Genomic DNA, 15,983 nt, shown 5'->3' with positions numbered 1-15,983 from the left:
TCGACGGAGGAGGCAGCCATGGCCGTCTACAAGGCCCCGATCAAGGACATCCAGTTCGTTCTCAACGAAGTGCTCGACGTGTCGAGCCTGGCCAAGCTGCCGGGCTACGATGACGCGACGCCGGACACGATCCACGCCATCGTCGAGGAAGCCGCCAAGCTCTGCGAGAACGTGCTGTTCCCGCTGAACCGCACCGGCGACGAGGAAGGCTGCCACTACGAGAACGGCGTCGTGCGTACGCCCAAGGGCTTCAAGGAAGCCTACAAGCAGTTCGCCGAGGGCGGCTGGACGGCCGTGACCTGCGATCCCGAGTTCGGCGGTCAGGGCCTGCCGGCGACGGTGGGCTTCGCGCTGCAGGAGATGTTCACCGCGTCGAACCAGGCCTTCGCGATGTATCCGGGCCTCAGCCATGGCGCCTACGAGGCGCTGTCGCGCCACGGCTCGGACGAGCTCAAGAAGAAGTACCTGCCCAAGCTCACCGACGGGACGTGGACCGGCACGATGTGCCTGACCGAGCCCCATTGCGGCACCGACCTCGGCATGCTGCGCACCAAGGCCGAGCCGCAGGCCGACGGCAGCTACTCGATCACCGGCACCAAGATCTTCATCTCGGCCGGCGAGCACGATCTCGCCGAGAACATCCTGCACCTCGTGCTGGCGCGCCTGCCGGACGCGCCCGGCGGCACCAAGGGCATCTCGCTCTTCCTCGTGCCGAAGTTCCTGCCCAAGGAAGACAACAGCATCGGCGAGCGCAACGGCATCCGCTGCGGCGCGGTCGAGCACAAGATGGGCATCAAGGCCAACGCGACCTGCGTCATGAACCTCGACGGCGCCAAGGGCTGGCTGGTCGGCGAGTTGAACCGCGGCATGCCCGCGATGTTCGTGATGATGAACGCGGCCCGCCTTGGCGTCGGCATGCAGGGCCTCGGCATCGCCGAGACTTCGTTCCAGAGCGCCGTCGCCTATGCGCGCGACCGCCTGCAGGGCCGCTCGCTGACGGGGCCGAAGAACGCCAATGGCCCGGCCGATCCGATCATCGTGCACCCCGACGTGCGGCGCATGCTGATGATCCAGAAGTCGTTCACGGAGGGCGCCCGCGCGCTGTCGCTGTGGGTCGGCATGCTGATCGACGAGGCCCATTCGCACCCCGACGCCGACACGCGCGCGGCGGCCGACGACCTCATCCAGATGCTGACGCCGATCATCAAGGCCTACTTCACCGACATGGGCAGCGAATGCGCCAACCTTGCGGTGCAGACCTATGGCGGTCACGGCTACATTCGCGAGAACGGCGTCGAGCAGCTCGTGCGCGACGCGCGCATCACCCAGCTCTACGAAGGCACCAACGGCATCCAGGCGCTCGACCTGGTCGGCCGCAAGCTGCCGATGAAGGGCGGCGCGGCCGCGCAGCGCCTGCTGGGCGAGATCTCCTCGTTCGTCGCCAAGAACAAGGGCGACGAGAAGATGAAGGAGTTCGTCGAGCCGCTCGAGAAGGCGCTGGGCCGCGTGCAGGACTCCGCACTGTTCCTGCTGCAGAACGCGATGAAGAACCCGGACGAGGCGGGCGGTGCGGCCAGCGACCTGCTGCGCCTGATGGCGCTCACCGCCATGGCCTTCATGTGGAACCGCATCGTCGTCGCCGCGCACAAGGGACTGGCGGCCGGCAACGACAACGCCTTCTATGAAACCAAGCTCGCGACCGCGCGCTTCTTCATGGCGCGGGTGCTGCCGCAGACCGTGTCGCTCAACCATCAGATCAAGGCCGGCGCCTCGACCCTGATGGCGCTGCCGGCCGACGCCTTCTGAAGTCGGTCCTCGCCTACACCGCAGCGGCGTTCCTCGAGATCGCCGGCTGCTTCGCCTTCTGGGCGTGGCTGCGGCTCGGGGCTTCGGTCTGGTGGACCGTGCCCGGAGCCGTGGCGCTTCTGCTCTTTGCCTGGGCGCTGACCTTCATCGACTCCGATGCCGCGGGCCGCGCCTATGCCGCCTACGGCGGCGTCTACATCGCCGCGACTCTCGTATGGCTGTGGGCGGTCGAAGGCACGCGTCCCGATCGCTGGGACATCACCGGCGTTATCGTCTGCCTGATCGGCGCGGGCATCATTCTTTTCGCGCCGCATCGCGCGGCGGGTTAACAATAGGCATCATTCAATAAACGCCTGAGGAAACCGCCCATGTCCGCACCGCACGTTCTCGCCGAGGTCAAAGACGGCATCGGCTGGATGACGCTCAATCGGCCTGAGTCGCTGAACGCGCTGTCGATGGAGATGCGCGACCTGCTGATCGAGCACAGCGCGAAATTCGAGAAGGATCCCGCGGTGCGCTGCGTCGTGATCCGCGGCGCCGGCACGCATTTCATGGCGGGCGGCGACATCCGCGGCTTCCACAAGTCGCTGACCGAGGACAAGGAGGCCCATCTCGCGGGCTTTGAGATGAGGGTCGTGAAGGCGCACCAGGCGATCTACCAGATCCGCCGTATGAACAAGCCAGTGCTGGCCTCGGTGCAGGGAGCCGCCGCCGGGTTCGGCCTGTCGCTGATCCTGAACTGCGACCTGGCCATTGCCTCCGACGATTCGTTCTTCACCCTGGCCTATCGCCATATCGGCCTCAGCGCCGACGGCGGCGCGACCTATTTTCTGCCGAGGGTCGTGGGCGAGCGAAAGGCGCTGGAGATCGCGCTGCTGGGCGAACGCTTCACCGCGCAGGAAGCCAAGGACAACAACATCCTCAATTGGGTCGTGCCGAAGGACAGCCTTGCGGCCGAGACCGAGAAGATGGCGCGCAAGCTGGCCGACGGTCCCACCTATGCGCTGGGCGTCGCCAAGAAGCTGATCCGCAACTCATTCGACAACAGCTGGGACGAGCACTCGCACCGCGAGGCCGAGGGCCTGGCCGCCTGCGCCGCGACCGAGGACCATTTCGAGGGCCTGAGCGCCTTCCTCGAAAAGCGGAAGGCGAAGTTCAAGGGCCAGTAGGGGAGAATTGAAGAAGGCGGGTGAGGGGCGTCCGATCGAGGACGCCCCGTCGAATCGCCTTAGCGGCCCTTCCAGTTGGGCTTGCGCTTCTCGGCGAAGGCCTTCGGACCCTCGACCGTGTCCTCGCTGGTCGCCATGGCGACGAAGGCGGGATAGGTCTGGTTGCGCATGCCGATCTCGAGCGACGGCTGGTCGAGCGAGCGCATCACGACCTGCTTGGTCGCGCGCACCGACATCGGCGAGCATTCGAGGATCTGGGCGGCCCACTTCTTGGCCGACGCCATCAGCTCGGCGTGCGGCACCACCTCGGTGATGAAGCCCAGCTCGTAGCCTTCCTTGGCCGGCACGTGACGGCCGGTCAGCATCATGCCCATTGCCCTCTTGAGAGGGATCATGCGGCTGAGGCGCTGCATGCCGCCGGCGCCGGCGGCGAGGCCGACGCGCGGCTCGGGGAGGGCGAACTTGGCCTGCTCCGAGGCAATGATGATGTCGCAGGCCAGCGCGATCTCGAAACCGCCGCCCATGGCGATGCCGTTCACCGCGGCGATCACCGGCTTGTCGAGGTCGAAGCGGTTGGCGAGGCCGCCGAAGCCCTTGGCCGGATGGACCGGGCGCTTGCCGGTCTTGGCCTGGATCTCGGCGTGATACTTGAGGTCGTTGCCGGCGCAGAAGGCCTTGTCACCGGCGCCGGTGATGATGGCGACCCACAGTTCCGGGTTGGTCTGGAACTCGTCGAAGGCGTCGACCAGCTCCTGGTTCGCCATGGGGTGGCAGGCGTTGTAGACCTCCGGCCGGTTGATCGTGACGATCATCAGGCGGCCGTCTGTCTCGACTTTGCTGTACTGGCCCATGGCAATTCCCTCCAAACTTTCGTGAAGGGCGATTTACCTTCCAAAATGCCGCGGTGAAAAGCCGGACGATGCTGACTATCTGCATCGTGAAATGACAAATTCAGTCTTCCGATACGCAGCCGGCGGGTTCGCCGGGGCGCTGGCCGTGCTGTTGGCCGGTTCCGCTTATGCCGCGACCTTAAACCAGAATCTCCAGATCGCACCGGCGGCGCCACAATTGCTGGTGGCTGCTCCGGAGGCGGTTTTGCCGGCTCCCCAGCCGCGCCCCGTGCTGCTTGCCGAAGCCCGGAAGCCGCTACCAGGAGTGAAGGCCGCCGAGCCGGCGCCCACCGCGGCCGAGATCGTGGGCAAGCTGCTGGCGCCCGGAGCGTCCAATCCGGACGTGCCTTTGCCGCATCCCGACCTGTCGGAGAAGTTCGCGGACAAGTCCGAAGTCCCCACGCCCCTGACGGGACCGACCCCCTACGGCCGGAGCGAGACCGGTGGCGGGGTGCTGGGCTTCCGGATGCCGATCCCGGTGGAGCGCAGCCGGGGAGGTGCTACTACTACATCTAGTTCCGGTAACCCCCTGCCGGAAGCGCCCCTCGGAGGCGTCTCGAGGTCCCGATAGGCCTCACTGTTGCGTCCGTGTCACAGGTCTCGGACGAGTCGGCTGAGGACCGGGGCGGCTGGTTGCACCGCACCAGTGGTGGTGTGTATATTCCGCGCGGTTGGCGATCTGACAAAGCCCCGCCGACAAGACTATTCAGTTTCAGTCCGACAAGTATCAAGAACGAGGGGAAGATCTCATGAAGAAGGCTCTTCTGGCGGCCGCCGCCATCGTAGCGCTGCCGCTGGCCGCGCAGGCGCAGTCGCCGCAGCCGGGTCTGTACATTGGTGCCGAAGGCGGCATCAACTGGCTGACGAACTTCACGGCGAACACGAACATCCCGGCGTTCCCGACGGTGAGCGTGACCCCGCAGCTCGGCTGGATGGCCGGCGGCGTGATCGGCTACGACTTTGTCGGTCCGCGCGTTGAGTTGGAAGGCATCTATCGCTGGAACCCGACGAACGTCGGCGTCCCGGGCACCGCGGTGAACAACCAGGTCGGTCAGCTCGGCATCATGGCGAACCTGCTGTATGACTTCATGCCGGGTTCTGTGATCACCCCGTACATCGGCGCTGGCGCCGGTCTGGGCCTGGTCGACGGCAACTCGTCGCTGTCGAGCACGGTGTTCGCCTATCAGGGCATCATCGGTCTCGGCTGGAACGCGGACACGAACTTCCGCGTGAACCTGGACGGCCGTTACTACGGCACGTCGAACCCGACCGTGAACGGCGTGGGTTGGACGAACAACAACTTCAGCGTGATGCTGGGCCTGCAGTTCAAGTTCGGCTCGTCGCCGGCTGCTCCGCCGCCGCCGGCTCCGATGGTTGCCCCGCCGTCGTTCATGGTGTTCTTCGACTGGGATCGCTCGAACCTGTCGGCTCAGGCTCTGAACACGATCAAGCAGGCTGCCGCCGCCTTCAAGGCGAAGGGCAATGCCCGCGTGACGGCGACCGGCCACACGGACACCTCGGGCACCGAGGCCTACAACATGGCGCTGTCGCTGCGTCGTGCGAACGCGGTCAAGGATGCGCTGGTGCGTGAAGGCGTGCCGGCGACGGCGATCGCGGTGGTTGGCCGTGGCGAGCAGGGTCTGCTGGTGCAGACCGGCCCGAACGTCCGCGAGCCGCAGAACCGCCGCGTCGAGATCGTCATCCAGTAAGACGACTCGAAGCTCTGGCTTCAGGAACGGCCGGGGGCGACCCCGGCCGTTTCCATTTTCAGATATGCGCTTTTCAGGTTGGCGAGGCCGGGGCCGGGCTCTATATCCGGGCGCAGGAGAGTGAATTCATGTCGCAAGTGTTGATGCCCAAGGCGACCGCCGTCTGGCTGGTCGAAAACACGACCCTGACTTTCGACCAGATTTCCGCCTTCACCGGCCTGCATCCGCTCGAGATCCAGGCGATCGCCGATGGCGAAGTCGCAGGCGGCATGACGGGATACGACCCCACGACCAACGGCCAGCTCACCAAGGAAGAGATCAAGCGCGCCGAGGCCGACACCAACGCCCGGTTGAAGCTCAGCCCGCGCGACGTGCCGATGCCGCAGGCCCGCTCCAAGGGCCCGCGCTATACGCCGGTGGCCAAGCGCCAGGACCGTCCCGACGCTATTGCCTGGCTGCTCAAGACCCATCCCGAGCTGCAGGACAGCCAGGTCGCCAAGCTCGTCGGCTCGACCAAGAGCACCGTGCAGTCGGTCAAGGATCGCTCGCACTGGAACATGCAGAACGTCCGCCAGCGCGATCCGGTGACGCTCGGCCTGTGCTCGCTGAAGGACCTGAACGACGCCGTCGATCGCGCCCGCCGCAAGGCCGCGCGTGAGGACGCCGCCCGCAAGAAGGACTCGGCGAAGTCGGGCGTGGTTGAAGAAGTCGTCGAGGCTGACGTCGATCTGGCCGAAGCCGACCAGCCCGACGTCAACGAGGAATAGACCTCAGACGGTCATCATCACCTTGCCGACATGGTCGGCGCGCTCCAGTTCGGCATGCGCGCCGGCGGCGTCCCGCAGCGGGAACGTCTTGTAGATGATCGGCTTGATCGTGCCCGCTTCGAGCAGCGGCCAGACCTTCTCCTTCAGACCGCGCGCCATGCGCCCCTTGCTCTCGATGCTCTGAGGCCGGAGCGTCGAGCCGGTGAGCGTGAGTCGATTGACCATCACGATGCCGGCGCTGATCGTCGCCGTCGCGCCGCCCTGAACGGCAATCACCACGCAGCGTCCATCGAGCTTCAGCAGCGACAGGTTCTTCGGCAGGTAATCGCCGGCCACCATGTCGAGCACGACATCGACGCCGCCCGACAGCTTCTTGGCTTCGGCCGCCCAGTCGTTGTCCTTGTAGAGGATCGCGTGGTCGGCCCCGAGTTCCTTAACCGCCTTGGCCTTTTCTGGCGTGCGCACGGTGGTGAGCACGGTCGCGCCGAACGACTTGGCGAGCTGGATCGCCGTCGTGCCGATGCCGCTCGCGCCGCCATGGATCAGCACCGTCTCGCCGGCCTTGAGCTGGCCGCGCTCGAACAGGTTGTGCCACACGGTGAAGTAGTTCTCGGGCAGCGCCGCGGCGTGCAGCAGGTCGAAGCCCTTGGGCAGCGGCAGGCATTGCGGCGCCGGCACGATGCAATACTCCGCATAGGAGCCACCCGGCGTCAGCGCGCAGATCTCGTCGCCCAGCTTCCAGCCGGTCACGCCGTCGCCCAGGGCGGCCACGGTACCGGCGGCTTCGAGGCCCGGCAGGTCCGAGGCGCCCGGCGGCGGAGCGTAATTGCCCATGCGCTGGGCGATGTCGGGGCGGTTCACCGCGGTGGCGGCGACCTTGATCAGGATCTCGCCGGCCCGCGGCTGCGGCACCGGCCGCGTCGCGGGCACCAGAACTTCCGGTCCGCCATACTTCGTGATTTCGATGCAGGTCATCGTGGCGGGAATCGCGCTCATGGTCGGCCTTTCGAAGCTGGGAGAGCAGTGCTAGTCCTGCCTTAGCCGCTTCCGTGGAGCCGCGCCATGGCCTTTGACCTCGACGATCTCGACCCCAAGCAGAAGAAGTCGCAACCCAGGAATCTCGATGTCATGAACATCGACGACCTGAAGGAATACGTCGTCGTGCTCAAGGCCGAGCTCGAAAGGGTCGAGGCCAAGATCAAGGCGAAGCAAAGCCACGCCTCGGCCGCGGCCTCCCTTTTCAAGAAATAGGATCCCATGTCTCTGAAGGGCAAAGTCGCGCTGGTCACCGGGTCGACCAGCGGCATCGGTCTCGCCATCGCGCAGGCCTTCGCGGCCGAAGGCTGCCACCTCATGCTGAACGGGTTCGGCGATGCTGGCGCAATCGAGAATATCCGCAGCGGCATCGAAGCGACTCATGGCGTGAAGGCGGCCTATCATCCCGCCGACATGAGCAAGCCCGCCGAGATCGCCGATCTCGTGGCCACTGCCGCCAAGACGTTCGGCAGCGTCGACATCCTGGTGAACAATGCCGGCATCCAGCATGTCGCGCCGGTCGAGGATTTTCCGCCGGAGAAGTGGGACGCCATCATCGCGATCAATCTCAGCTCGTCGTTCCACACGATCCACGCCGCGCTGCCGCTCATGAAGAAGGCGGGGTGGGGCCGCATCATCAACATCGCCAGCACGCACGGCCTCGTCGCCTCGAGCCAGAAGATCGCCTATGTCGCGGCCAAGCACGGCATCATCGGCCTCACCAAGGTGATGGGCATCGAATGCGCCGACACCGGCGTCACCTGCAACGCGATCTGCCCAGGCTGGGTGCTGACGCCGCTGGTGCAGATGCAGATCGATGCGCGCGCGAAGGAGCAGGGCATTCCGCCCGAGCAGGCGGCGAAGAACCTGATCTCCGAGAAGCAGCCGCAGCTCCAGTTCACCAAGCCCGAGCAGATCGCGGCGCTTGCCCTGTTCCTGGCGTCCGACGCCGCCTCCAACATGCAGGGCACGCAGCTCGTGTCCGACGGCGGCTGGACCGCCCAATAAGGGGAAACCAAACGTGGTCGAAGCTAAGTTCCTGAAGCCCGACACGCTGGCACTGCATGCGGGCCAGCATCCCGATCCGGTGACCGGCGCGCGCGCCGTGCCGATCTACCAGACGACGTCGTTCGTGTTCCGCGACGTCGATCATGCGGCGAGCCTGTTCAACCTCGAGGTCGGCGGCCACATCTACAGCCGTATCTCCAACCCGACTGTGTCGGTGTTCGAGGAGAGGGTCGCCGCGCTCGAAGAGGGCTCGGGCGCGCTGGCGGTGTCGAGCGGCCAGGCCGCGTTGCACATCGCCATCGCGACGCTGATGGGCGCGGGCAGCCACATCGTTGCCTCGACCTCGCTCTACGGCGGCACGCGCAACATGCTGGCGCTGACGATGCCGCGTTTCGGCATCGAGACGACTTTCGTCAATCCGCGCGACCATGAGGGTTTCCGCAAGGCCATCCGATCCAATACGCGGCTGGTGCTGGGCGAGACGATCGGCAATCCGGGCGGCGAGGTGCTCGACATCCCGGCCATCGCCGCGATCGCCCATGAGGCGAAGATCCCGCTGATGATCGACAACACCTTCGCCTCGCCGATCCTGTGCAAGCCCCTGACCCTGGGCGCGGACATCGTCTTCCATTCGGCGACCAAATTCATCGGTGGCCACGGCGTGGCGATCGGCGGCGTGATCGTCGAGTCCGGTCGCTTCGACTGGGAAGCATCCGGCAAGTTCCCGACGCTCACCGAACCCTATGCCGGCTATCACGGCATCGACTTCGCGGAGGAGTTCGGCCCGCATGCCTTCGTGATGCGTGCCCGCACCGAGGGCGTGCGCGACTTCGGGTGCTGCCTGTCGCCTCAGAATGCCTTCTATCTGATCCAGGGCCTGGAAACCTTGCCGCTGCGGGTCGCGCGCCATGTCGAGAATGCCCGCAAGGTGATGGCGTTCCTGAAGGCCAATCCGGCGGTCGAGCGCATTGCGTCGCCCGACATGCCGGAGCATCCCGACCATGCACTGGCGCAGAAGCTGCTGCCCAAGGGCACGGGCTCGATCTTCAGCTTCGACATCAAGGGCGGCCGCGAGGCCGGTCGCCGCTTCATCGAGCGGCTGAAGCTCTTCTCGCATCTCGCCAATGTTGGCGATGCGAAGTCGCTGGTGATCCATCCGGCCTCGACGACGCATGCGCAGCTCGATGCGGCGGCGCTCAAGGAGGCGGGGATCGGCGAAGGCATGATCCGTCTCTCGGTCGGCCTGGAAGATCCGGAGGACCTGATCGACGATCTTGGACCGGCGCTGCGCGCCGCGCAGAAGGGCTGACCATGAAGCTCACCGTCGATGGCCGGACCGTCTTCGCGACGACCGGCGGCGCCGAGTTTGACGCGGCCAAGCCTACGATCATCTTCCTCCATGGCGCGGGTTTCGACCGCACGGCCTGGCGCCTGCAGACGCGCTGGTTCGCTCATCATGGCCGCAGCGTGCTGGCCGTGGATTTTCCCGCGCATGGCTGGTCCGACGGGCCGGCGCTCGACAGTATCGGCGCGATGGCCGACTGGACGGCGCGCCTGATCGAGGCGGCCGGTCTCAAGCAGGCAGCCCTCGTCGGCCATTCGATGGGTGCGCTGGTTGCCCTCGATTGCGCGGCACGCCACGGCGACAGGGTGAGGGCGCTCGGCCTCTGCGGCGTCGCCTCCGAGATGCCGGTGCATCCCGAGATGCTCGAATCGGCCAAGGCCAACACGACCAAGGTGCAGGAGCTCATGACCTTCTGGGGCATGGGCAATGCGCTGCACAAGGGCGGCATGGTCTCGCCTGGCTTGTGGCTGCGGCGCGAATCGCTGGCGGTGCTGGCGAGCAACCAGGCGGATGTGATCCACACCGATCTCGCCGCCTGCAATGCCTACAAGGATGCGCCGGCACGGGCTTCGGCCGTGACGTGTCCCACCGTGTTCGTGCTGGGCGACGGCGATCTCATGACGCCGGCCGCCAAGGCGAAAGCTCTCGTCGCCGCCATCTCTGGTTCCAAGTCGGTGACCATCGCGAACTGCGGGCACTTCATGATGGTCGAGCGTCCCGATGAAACGCTGGAGGCGTTGAAGTCCTGTGTCTGATCGCGTCGCTCTCGTCACCGGCTCGACCTCGGGCATCGGTGCCGCCATCGCCCGCCGCCTGTCACGCGACGGCTATGTCGTGGCTTTGCATTCGCGCAGCTCGGCCGATGTCGGCCGCGAGATGGCCAAGGAGCTCGGCAAGGCCAGCTATCATCAGGCCGATCTCGGCGACGAGACGGCGGCGCGCGGCCTCGTCGCCTCTGTGCTCGAGGCGCATGGCCGTCTCGACGTGCTGGTGAACAATGCCGGCCTGTCGATCCGCATCCCGCACACCGACCTCAAGGCCGCGACGCCGGCGCTGTGGCGGCAGATGCTCGACGTGAATCTGATCGGGCCGTTCGTGCTGGTCGCCGAGACCGAAGCCGCGTTGCGCAAATCGGCCGAGAGCGGCCGCTCGGCCAGCATCGTCAACATCGGCACCCATGCCGGCTCGCGGCCCAAGGGCTCGTCGATTCCCTATGCGGCGTCGAAGGCGGCGCTGCATCACGTGACGAAGCTGCTGGCGCTATCGCTGGGGCCGGACATCAGGGTCAACGCCGTGGCGCCCGGTCTGGTCGAGACGCCGATGACGGCGAGCTGGCCCGACATGCTCGAACTGTGGAAGGCGAAGTCGCCGATGAAGCGTCCTGCGAAACCGGAGGACATCGCCGATCTGGTGGCAGCGCTCTGCGCCAACGACTACGTTACGGGAGAGATTGTCATCGCCGACGGTGGGCTGAACCTCACCTAGCCAGACACGGAGGAAACAACAATGAACGTCCAGACGCTGCCGCCGGGCTACAAGACCGCCCCTTGGACGCCGCCGGAAACCATCACCGGCGCCATGCTGGCCGAAGCCAGCAACAAGCTGATCGAGCTTCTGCGCATCCGCACCCAGCCGATTGGCATGCGCCTGTTCGAAGACCCGGCCGAGATGGACAAGATCAAGGGCGTGCGCAAGCCGACCGAGGGCTTCAAGTTCACCATGTGCCAGATGGTGACGCAGTCGCGCTGGTATGGATTCACGCTCGGCATCACCGTCGACAATACGCGCGGCGGCAATTGCGGCGGCGTCGTCGGCCTCAACCATCCCGGCGAGGGGTTCCTCTCCGGCGATCACATGAACGGCGTCTGGTTCGGCAACAAGGAAGCCTCGGCCGCCCATCAGGCGCAGATGCCGCGCGTGCCCGACGGCAAGTACAACGGCCTCGTCGTGTCGCCGCTGCGTTCCGCGCGCCTCGACCCGCCGGATATCTGCCTGTTCTACGGCACGCCGGGTCAGATGATCTATTTCATCAACGGCCTGCAGTATCACCGCTACCGCCGCTACGACTTCACGGTGACGGGCGAAAGCGCCTGCGCCGATTCGTGGGGCCGGGCGCTCGCGACACGCCAGACCTCGCTGTCGCTGCCGTGCTTTGCCGAGCGTCGCTACGGCGGCGTGGCCGACGACGAGCTGCTGATGGCTTGCCCGCCGGACGAGCTGCTGCGCGCGGTCGAGGGCATGGGCCATCTCGGCAAGAACGGCCTGCGCTATCCATTCCCGCCCTACGGCGCGGTGATGGACCCGGCGCTGGGCATGGCCAAGAGCTACAGCTGAGATGCTCTATGTCGTGGCCTGGCCGGTGTTGGGCGAGGCCGACGACACCGCACTGCGTCGTCTCAGGGCACAGTATCATCCGCGCGAGGCCGAGCTGATCGGCCCGCACTTCACCCTCGTGTTCGGCGCCGCTGTCGAACGCGAGGGCGAGTTGCGCACGGCTCTTGAAGGCGTAACGCAGCGGCCGTTCTGGTTCCAGATCGAGCGCATCGTGCGCTCGGACCTCTACCTCTATGCCGAACCGTCGGATGGCGCGCCGGAACTGACGGCGCTGCATGAGACGTTGAACCCGGTGCCCGGCCGCGAGACCTTCGAGCCGCACATAACGCTCGGCCTGTTCCGCAGCACCGTCGAGGCCGAGCAGGTGGCGCGCATCGTCGGACGCCAGAACCTGCCGATGATGGGGCGGGTCGAGGAGCTGGCGCTGCTGCGCCGGAGCGGCGACGCGCTGGAGACACTGGCCAGTGTCCGGCTGGGCGCATGAAGATCCTGCGCCGGACCCTGCTCGCGCTTTTCGTGGGCCTGCTGCTGGTGCTGTTCTTCGGACGCCCGATGGTGTGGACCGAAGCCAGCCTGCTGATGTGGGACGTGGCAGCCGGCGGCCAGCGGACATGGTGGCAGGACGTGACCGCACCGCCGCAGGAATCCCAGATGCGCTGGGAGAATGGCGAGGGCGATCTCTACCTGCCGGCCAGCCAGGCGCGCGCGGCGATGGTCCTCGTTCCGGGCGCTGCCGTGCTGGGTCGCGACGAGCCGCGCCTGCAGGCCTTTGCGCGCAGCCTGTCGCGCGCCGGGTTCGCGGTGCTGGTGCCGGAGCTGCCCGAGGTTCGCCAACTCGTCCTGTCGCGCGCCGACGGCGACCGGGTGGCCGAGGCCCTGCGCCAACTGAACAAGCGCTTTCCCGATCTGCCGCTGGGCGTGGCCGCGATTTCCTATGCCGCCGCACCGGCGATCATCGCCGCGATCCAGGACGATCTCGCATCGAAGGTCGCCTTCGTCGTCGCCATCGGCGGCTATCGCGACGCCCATGCCGCGATCCGCTTCGTCACCACCGGCGCCTTCCGGCCGCGGGGCGACAGCCGCGAGTTTCGCGTCGAGCCGAATGCCTATGGCCGCTGGGCAATCCTGCGCGCCAACGCGGGCCGCCTCGACGATCCGCGCGATGCCCGCATCCTCGAAGAGATCGCGTCGCTGCGTTTCCGCGATCGCAACGCCGACATCTCCCGCGAGGTCTCGATGATGGGGCCGCAGGGCCGCGCGGTGCTGGCCCTCGTCGACAACCGCGATCCCGACGCGGTCGAGCGCCTGATCGGGGACCTGCCGGAGAGCGTGCGCCGCGAGATCGATGGGTTGAACCTCGCCTTCTACGATCTGTCGAAGCTGCGGGGGCATCTGATCCTGGTGCACGGTCGCACCGATCCGATGGTGCCCTACAGCGAGAGCCAGGATCTCGCCGTCGCGGCGTCGAAGGCCCGCGTGTCGCTGTTCCTGATCGACGATATCGGCCATGTCGAGTTCACGGCCGTCAACGTCGCCAACGCCTGGACGATGTGGAAGGCGATCGTGGAACTGCTCGAGGAGCGGCGTTAGCGCCAGAGCGGCGGCAGAGGCGGCAGGCGGACGTTGCCCGGCCGGGGCGCCACGCCGAACCTGGCCAGCGTCTCGCGGACCTCGCGCGGCATGCCCATGCTGGGGGCGTTCGTCGCGCCGACCAGCTTGAACAGGCGATCGAAGACCCGCTGCCAGCGGTCGTTGTCGTCGGGGTAGCGGCGGATCTCGACGCGCTTGGTCTCCTCGATGCCGGCCTTGGCCTTGGCGATGTTGAGCGCGAGCTGCAACCCGCCCAGTTCGTCCACCAGGCCGGCCCGCTTGGCGTCGATGCCGCTGAACACGCGGCCGCGGGCGGCGGCGTCGATGCGGTTGGCGTCGAGGTTGCGCGACTCGGCGACCTGGGCGGTGAAGGCGGTGTAGATGACGTCGAGCTCGCGATTGACGGCGGCGCGCTGCGCCGGAGTCGGCGGCTGGAAGGTCGAGTGCATGCCGGCGTTGCGGCCGACCGAGACGCGCTCGACGTTGACGCCGAGCGTGGTCAGCAGCTCCTGCGCCATCGGCCAGATGCTGAACACGCCGATCGAGGCGGTGATGGTCGTCGGCTGGGCCACGATCACGTCGCCGCGCACGGCGGCGAGATAGCCGCCCGAGGCCGCCACGTCGCCCATCGAGACGATGACGGGCTTGCCTGCGGCACGGGCGCGGCCGACCGCGTCGGCGATGGCGTCGGCGGCGGGGTAAGTGCCGCCGGGCGAATCGATGCGCAGCACGATGGCGCGCACTTCCTTGGTCTGCGACGCGGTTTCGAGCGCCTCGACCACGTCCTCGGCATTGGCCGACACTTCGTCTTCGAGCGGGCCGCCACCGCCGCCGCCCGAACTGATGGCGCCGCTGGCGCGCACCAGGGCGATGATCTCGCCGCGGGTCTTGGGCCGCGCCTCGTCGCCGGCATATTCCGCCAGGGTCACGAGATCACGCTTGCCGTTGGCGCGCTGGTACACTTCCTCGAGCGCGTCGGCGCGATAGCCGATCTTGTCGACCAGCCCGTCACGCCGTGCCTGCTCGGACTCGTGCGGTGCCGTGTCGATCAGCCGGCGAAGCTGGGTCGCCTCGATCTTGCGATCGCGCGCCACGTCGGCCAAGAACTGGCCGAACAGGCTGTCGATGAGCTGCTGCAGGTTCTCGCGCGCCGGGCGGGTGTAGGCGGTCTCGGTGAAGGAGTCGGGCGCGCTCTTGTATTCGTAGCGCTTGCCGCCCTCGACCTTGACGCCGAGCTTGTCGAGGCCGCCCTTCATGAACGGCGTCTCGACGGCGATGCCGGTGACGCCGAAGCCGCCGCTCGGCTGCAGCCAGATCTGTTCGAGTGCCGCGGCGAGATAATAATCGGCAACGTGATTGCCGCCGCTGCCCAGCGACTCGGCGAAGCCGATCGCGAATTTGCCCTTGCCGCGGAAGTGGGCGATCGCCTGGCGAAGCTCCTGCACGCGGGCCATGCCGCCATCCTCGTCGCCGATCTCGACATAGAGGCCGGTGACGCGCGGATCGTCGGCCGCCTGCCAGAGAAGCTGCACCACCTCGACGATGTCGCGCGAGCCGCCGAACAGGCCGCCGTTCAGCAGGCCGGCCGACGTAGTCTCCGGCGGCAGCGAGCGCAGGTCGAGCGACAGCACCATCTGCTGCGGCAATGGCTTGGCGTTGAACGGCCCGGAGGCGAAGAAGGCGGCGCCGGCGACGATCGCGAGCAGGACGAGGGTGCCGATGGTCGCTAGAAAGCCGACGATGAAACGCCGCATGCGAAGTTCCCCTGAACGGACGGAGTGTGCTGACTAGGACTGGACGAGATTCGGCCGGAACGCCTGCACGGCGTCAAGCATGGCCGCGGCTTTTGTATCGAGACCGTTGTCGCGCACCAGGATTGCCGTCGGCATGCCGCGGATCGGCCGCAGGCTGTCGTCGAGATTGAGCAGGGACAGGCGCAGGTCGGCCGCGATGAAGGCCTGCGGTTCCACGCCGATCTGGAGCTGGGGCCGCATCGCGAGGCGGCGCAGGCGGACCCACTGGATGTCCTGCCAGGCGATGCGCTTGTTGCGGCCGAACCCCAGCAGGATGCCGTCATGGTCGACCACGATCTGCGGCGTGCGGTCGAGATAGCGGCTGATGCCGACATAGACGTAATAGGTCATCGCCAGGGCGAGGACACCGAACAGCACGAAGCGCGGGTCGTTCAGCGACAGGGTGGGGGCGTGGGCGGACTCGCCCGAGGCGAAGTGCGTGATCGCCGTGCCGATCATCAGCAGCGAGACGACGGCCATGCCGGCATTGTGGATCCTGGCGTAGCGCGCCTGCAGGGCTTGCCGGGCGGCCACCGA

The 15,983-nt window shown here is 66.9% G+C and carries 18 protein-coding genes; 14 read left to right on the top strand and 4 right to left on the bottom strand.

The genetic code is table 11. The features are described 5' to 3' along the window. The first annotated feature begins 18 nt into the window (after positions 1–18). Genes AC1RP5_RS22510 through AC1RP5_RS22500 form a run of 3 tightly spaced genes read left to right on the top strand, consistent with a single transcriptional unit; the run spans position 19 to position 2,975 of the window. Complete coding sequence (locus AC1RP5_RS22510) at positions 19–1,806, top strand: acyl-CoA dehydrogenase C-terminal domain-containing protein (protein WP_493114434.1); 1,788 nt, start codon at positions 19–21, stop codon at positions 1,804–1,806. Further along, entirely contained in the window at positions 1,803–2,135 is a 333-nt protein-coding gene (locus tag AC1RP5_RS22505; protein ID WP_493115245.1) for a YnfA family protein, read from the top strand. Before AC1RP5_RS22510 ends, AC1RP5_RS22505 begins: the two co-directional genes overlap by 4 nt. Positions 2,136–2,174: 39 nt before the next feature. Further along, on the top strand, positions 2,175–2,975 hold the full coding sequence (locus AC1RP5_RS22500; protein WP_493114433.1) for an enoyl-CoA hydratase/isomerase family protein: 801 nt from the start codon (positions 2,175–2,177) through the stop codon (positions 2,973–2,975). A gap of 59 nt (positions 2,976–3,034) precedes the next feature. Here AC1RP5_RS22500 and AC1RP5_RS22495 read toward each other — a convergent pair whose 3' ends face one another. Further along, positions 3,035–3,826 carry an enoyl-CoA hydratase-related protein gene (locus tag AC1RP5_RS22495; protein ID WP_493114432.1) on the bottom strand — a complete coding sequence of 264 codons (792 nt, stop codon included), beginning with the start codon at positions 3,824–3,826 and terminating at the stop codon, positions 3,035–3,037. A 91-nt stretch (positions 3,827–3,917) separates the two neighbouring features. On the opposite strand from AC1RP5_RS22495, the gene AC1RP5_RS22490 reads away from it, so the two are divergent. The 3 genes from AC1RP5_RS22490 to AC1RP5_RS22480 all read left to right on the top strand — a co-directional run bounded on the left by AC1RP5_RS22490 (position 3,918) and on the right by AC1RP5_RS22480 (position 6,341). Next, entirely contained in the window at positions 3,918–4,436 is a 519-nt protein-coding gene (locus AC1RP5_RS22490; RefSeq protein WP_493114430.1) for a hypothetical protein, read from the top strand. Between the two features lie 178 nt (positions 4,437–4,614). Then, positions 4,615–5,574: an OmpA family protein gene (locus AC1RP5_RS22485; protein WP_493112600.1), complete on the top strand. Its 960-nt coding sequence runs from the start codon at positions 4,615–4,617 to the stop codon at positions 5,572–5,574. A 128-nt stretch (positions 5,575–5,702) separates the two neighbouring features. Further along, on the top strand, positions 5,703–6,341 hold the full coding sequence (locus tag AC1RP5_RS22480; protein ID WP_493114428.1) for a DUF1013 domain-containing protein: 639 nt from the start codon (positions 5,703–5,705) through the stop codon (positions 6,339–6,341). Between the two features lie 3 nt (positions 6,342–6,344). On the opposite strand, the gene AC1RP5_RS22475 is transcribed toward AC1RP5_RS22480, so the two are convergent. Continuing rightward, positions 6,345–7,337, bottom strand: a complete 993-nt coding sequence (locus AC1RP5_RS22475) for an NAD(P)H-quinone oxidoreductase (RefSeq protein WP_493114427.1) — start codon at positions 7,335–7,337, stop codon at positions 6,345–6,347. Positions 7,338–7,403: 66 nt separating this feature from the next. Between AC1RP5_RS22475 and AC1RP5_RS22470 the strand changes: the two genes are divergently transcribed. The 8 genes from AC1RP5_RS22470 to AC1RP5_RS22435 all read left to right on the top strand — a co-directional run bounded on the left by AC1RP5_RS22470 (position 7,404) and on the right by AC1RP5_RS22435 (position 13,653). Beyond that, positions 7,404–7,592 (top strand): DUF1192 domain-containing protein, encoded by a 189-nt coding sequence (locus tag AC1RP5_RS22470; protein WP_493114425.1) that lies wholly within the window; start codon positions 7,404–7,406, stop codon positions 7,590–7,592. Between the two features lie 6 nt (positions 7,593–7,598). Continuing rightward, positions 7,599–8,384: a 3-hydroxybutyrate dehydrogenase gene (locus AC1RP5_RS22465; RefSeq protein ID WP_493114423.1), complete on the top strand. Its 786-nt coding sequence runs from the start codon at positions 7,599–7,601 to the stop codon at positions 8,382–8,384. A 13-nt stretch (positions 8,385–8,397) separates the two neighbouring features. Continuing rightward, on the top strand, positions 8,398–9,693 hold the full coding sequence (locus AC1RP5_RS22460; RefSeq protein ID WP_493114421.1) for an O-acetylhomoserine aminocarboxypropyltransferase: 1,296 nt from the start codon (positions 8,398–8,400) through the stop codon (positions 9,691–9,693). Positions 9,694–9,695: 2 nt separating this feature from the next. Continuing rightward, complete coding sequence (locus tag AC1RP5_RS22455; RefSeq protein WP_493114419.1) at positions 9,696–10,484, top strand: alpha/beta fold hydrolase; 789 nt, start codon at positions 9,696–9,698, stop codon at positions 10,482–10,484. Then, positions 10,477–11,214, top strand: coding sequence for an SDR family NAD(P)-dependent oxidoreductase (locus AC1RP5_RS22450; RefSeq protein ID WP_493114418.1), 738 nt, complete (start codon positions 10,477–10,479; stop codon positions 11,212–11,214). Before AC1RP5_RS22455 ends, AC1RP5_RS22450 begins: the two co-directional genes overlap by 8 nt. Before the next feature lie 93 nt (positions 11,215–11,307). Beyond that, complete coding sequence (locus AC1RP5_RS22445) at positions 11,308–12,063, top strand: DUF169 domain-containing protein (RefSeq protein ID WP_068194881.1); 756 nt, start codon at positions 11,308–11,310, stop codon at positions 12,061–12,063. A 1-nt stretch (position 12,064) separates the two neighbouring features. Beyond that, a complete protein-coding gene (locus AC1RP5_RS22440) occupies positions 12,065–12,547 on the top strand; it encodes a 2'-5' RNA ligase family protein (RefSeq protein ID WP_493114416.1) in 483 nt (160 codons plus the stop codon). After that, complete coding sequence (locus AC1RP5_RS22435) at positions 12,544–13,653, top strand: alpha/beta hydrolase family protein (protein WP_493114414.1); 1,110 nt, start codon at positions 12,544–12,546, stop codon at positions 13,651–13,653. Before AC1RP5_RS22440 ends, AC1RP5_RS22435 begins: the two co-directional genes overlap by 4 nt. Here the strand turns inward: AC1RP5_RS22435 and sppA are convergent. Together sppA and AC1RP5_RS22425 are read right to left on the bottom strand one after the other, a co-directional pair. Beyond that, the gene (sppA, locus tag AC1RP5_RS22430; RefSeq protein WP_493114412.1) at positions 13,650–15,407 is read right to left on the bottom strand and encodes a signal peptide peptidase SppA; all 1,758 of its coding nucleotides are present in this window, start codon (positions 15,405–15,407) and stop codon (positions 13,650–13,652) included. The genes AC1RP5_RS22435 and sppA overlap by 4 nt on opposite strands. A gap of 33 nt (positions 15,408–15,440) precedes the next feature. After that, positions 15,441–15,980 (bottom strand): hypothetical protein, encoded by a 540-nt coding sequence (locus AC1RP5_RS22425; protein WP_493114410.1) that lies wholly within the window; start codon positions 15,978–15,980, stop codon positions 15,441–15,443. Positions 15,981–15,983: the final 3 nt, after the last annotated feature.

It is taken from the genome of Reyranella sp. GW821-FHT12G01 (genome assembly GCF_058806575.1).
The sequence above is the reverse complement of the archived record's forward strand: the minus strand, read 5'-3'. Positions and strand labels throughout refer to the sequence as shown.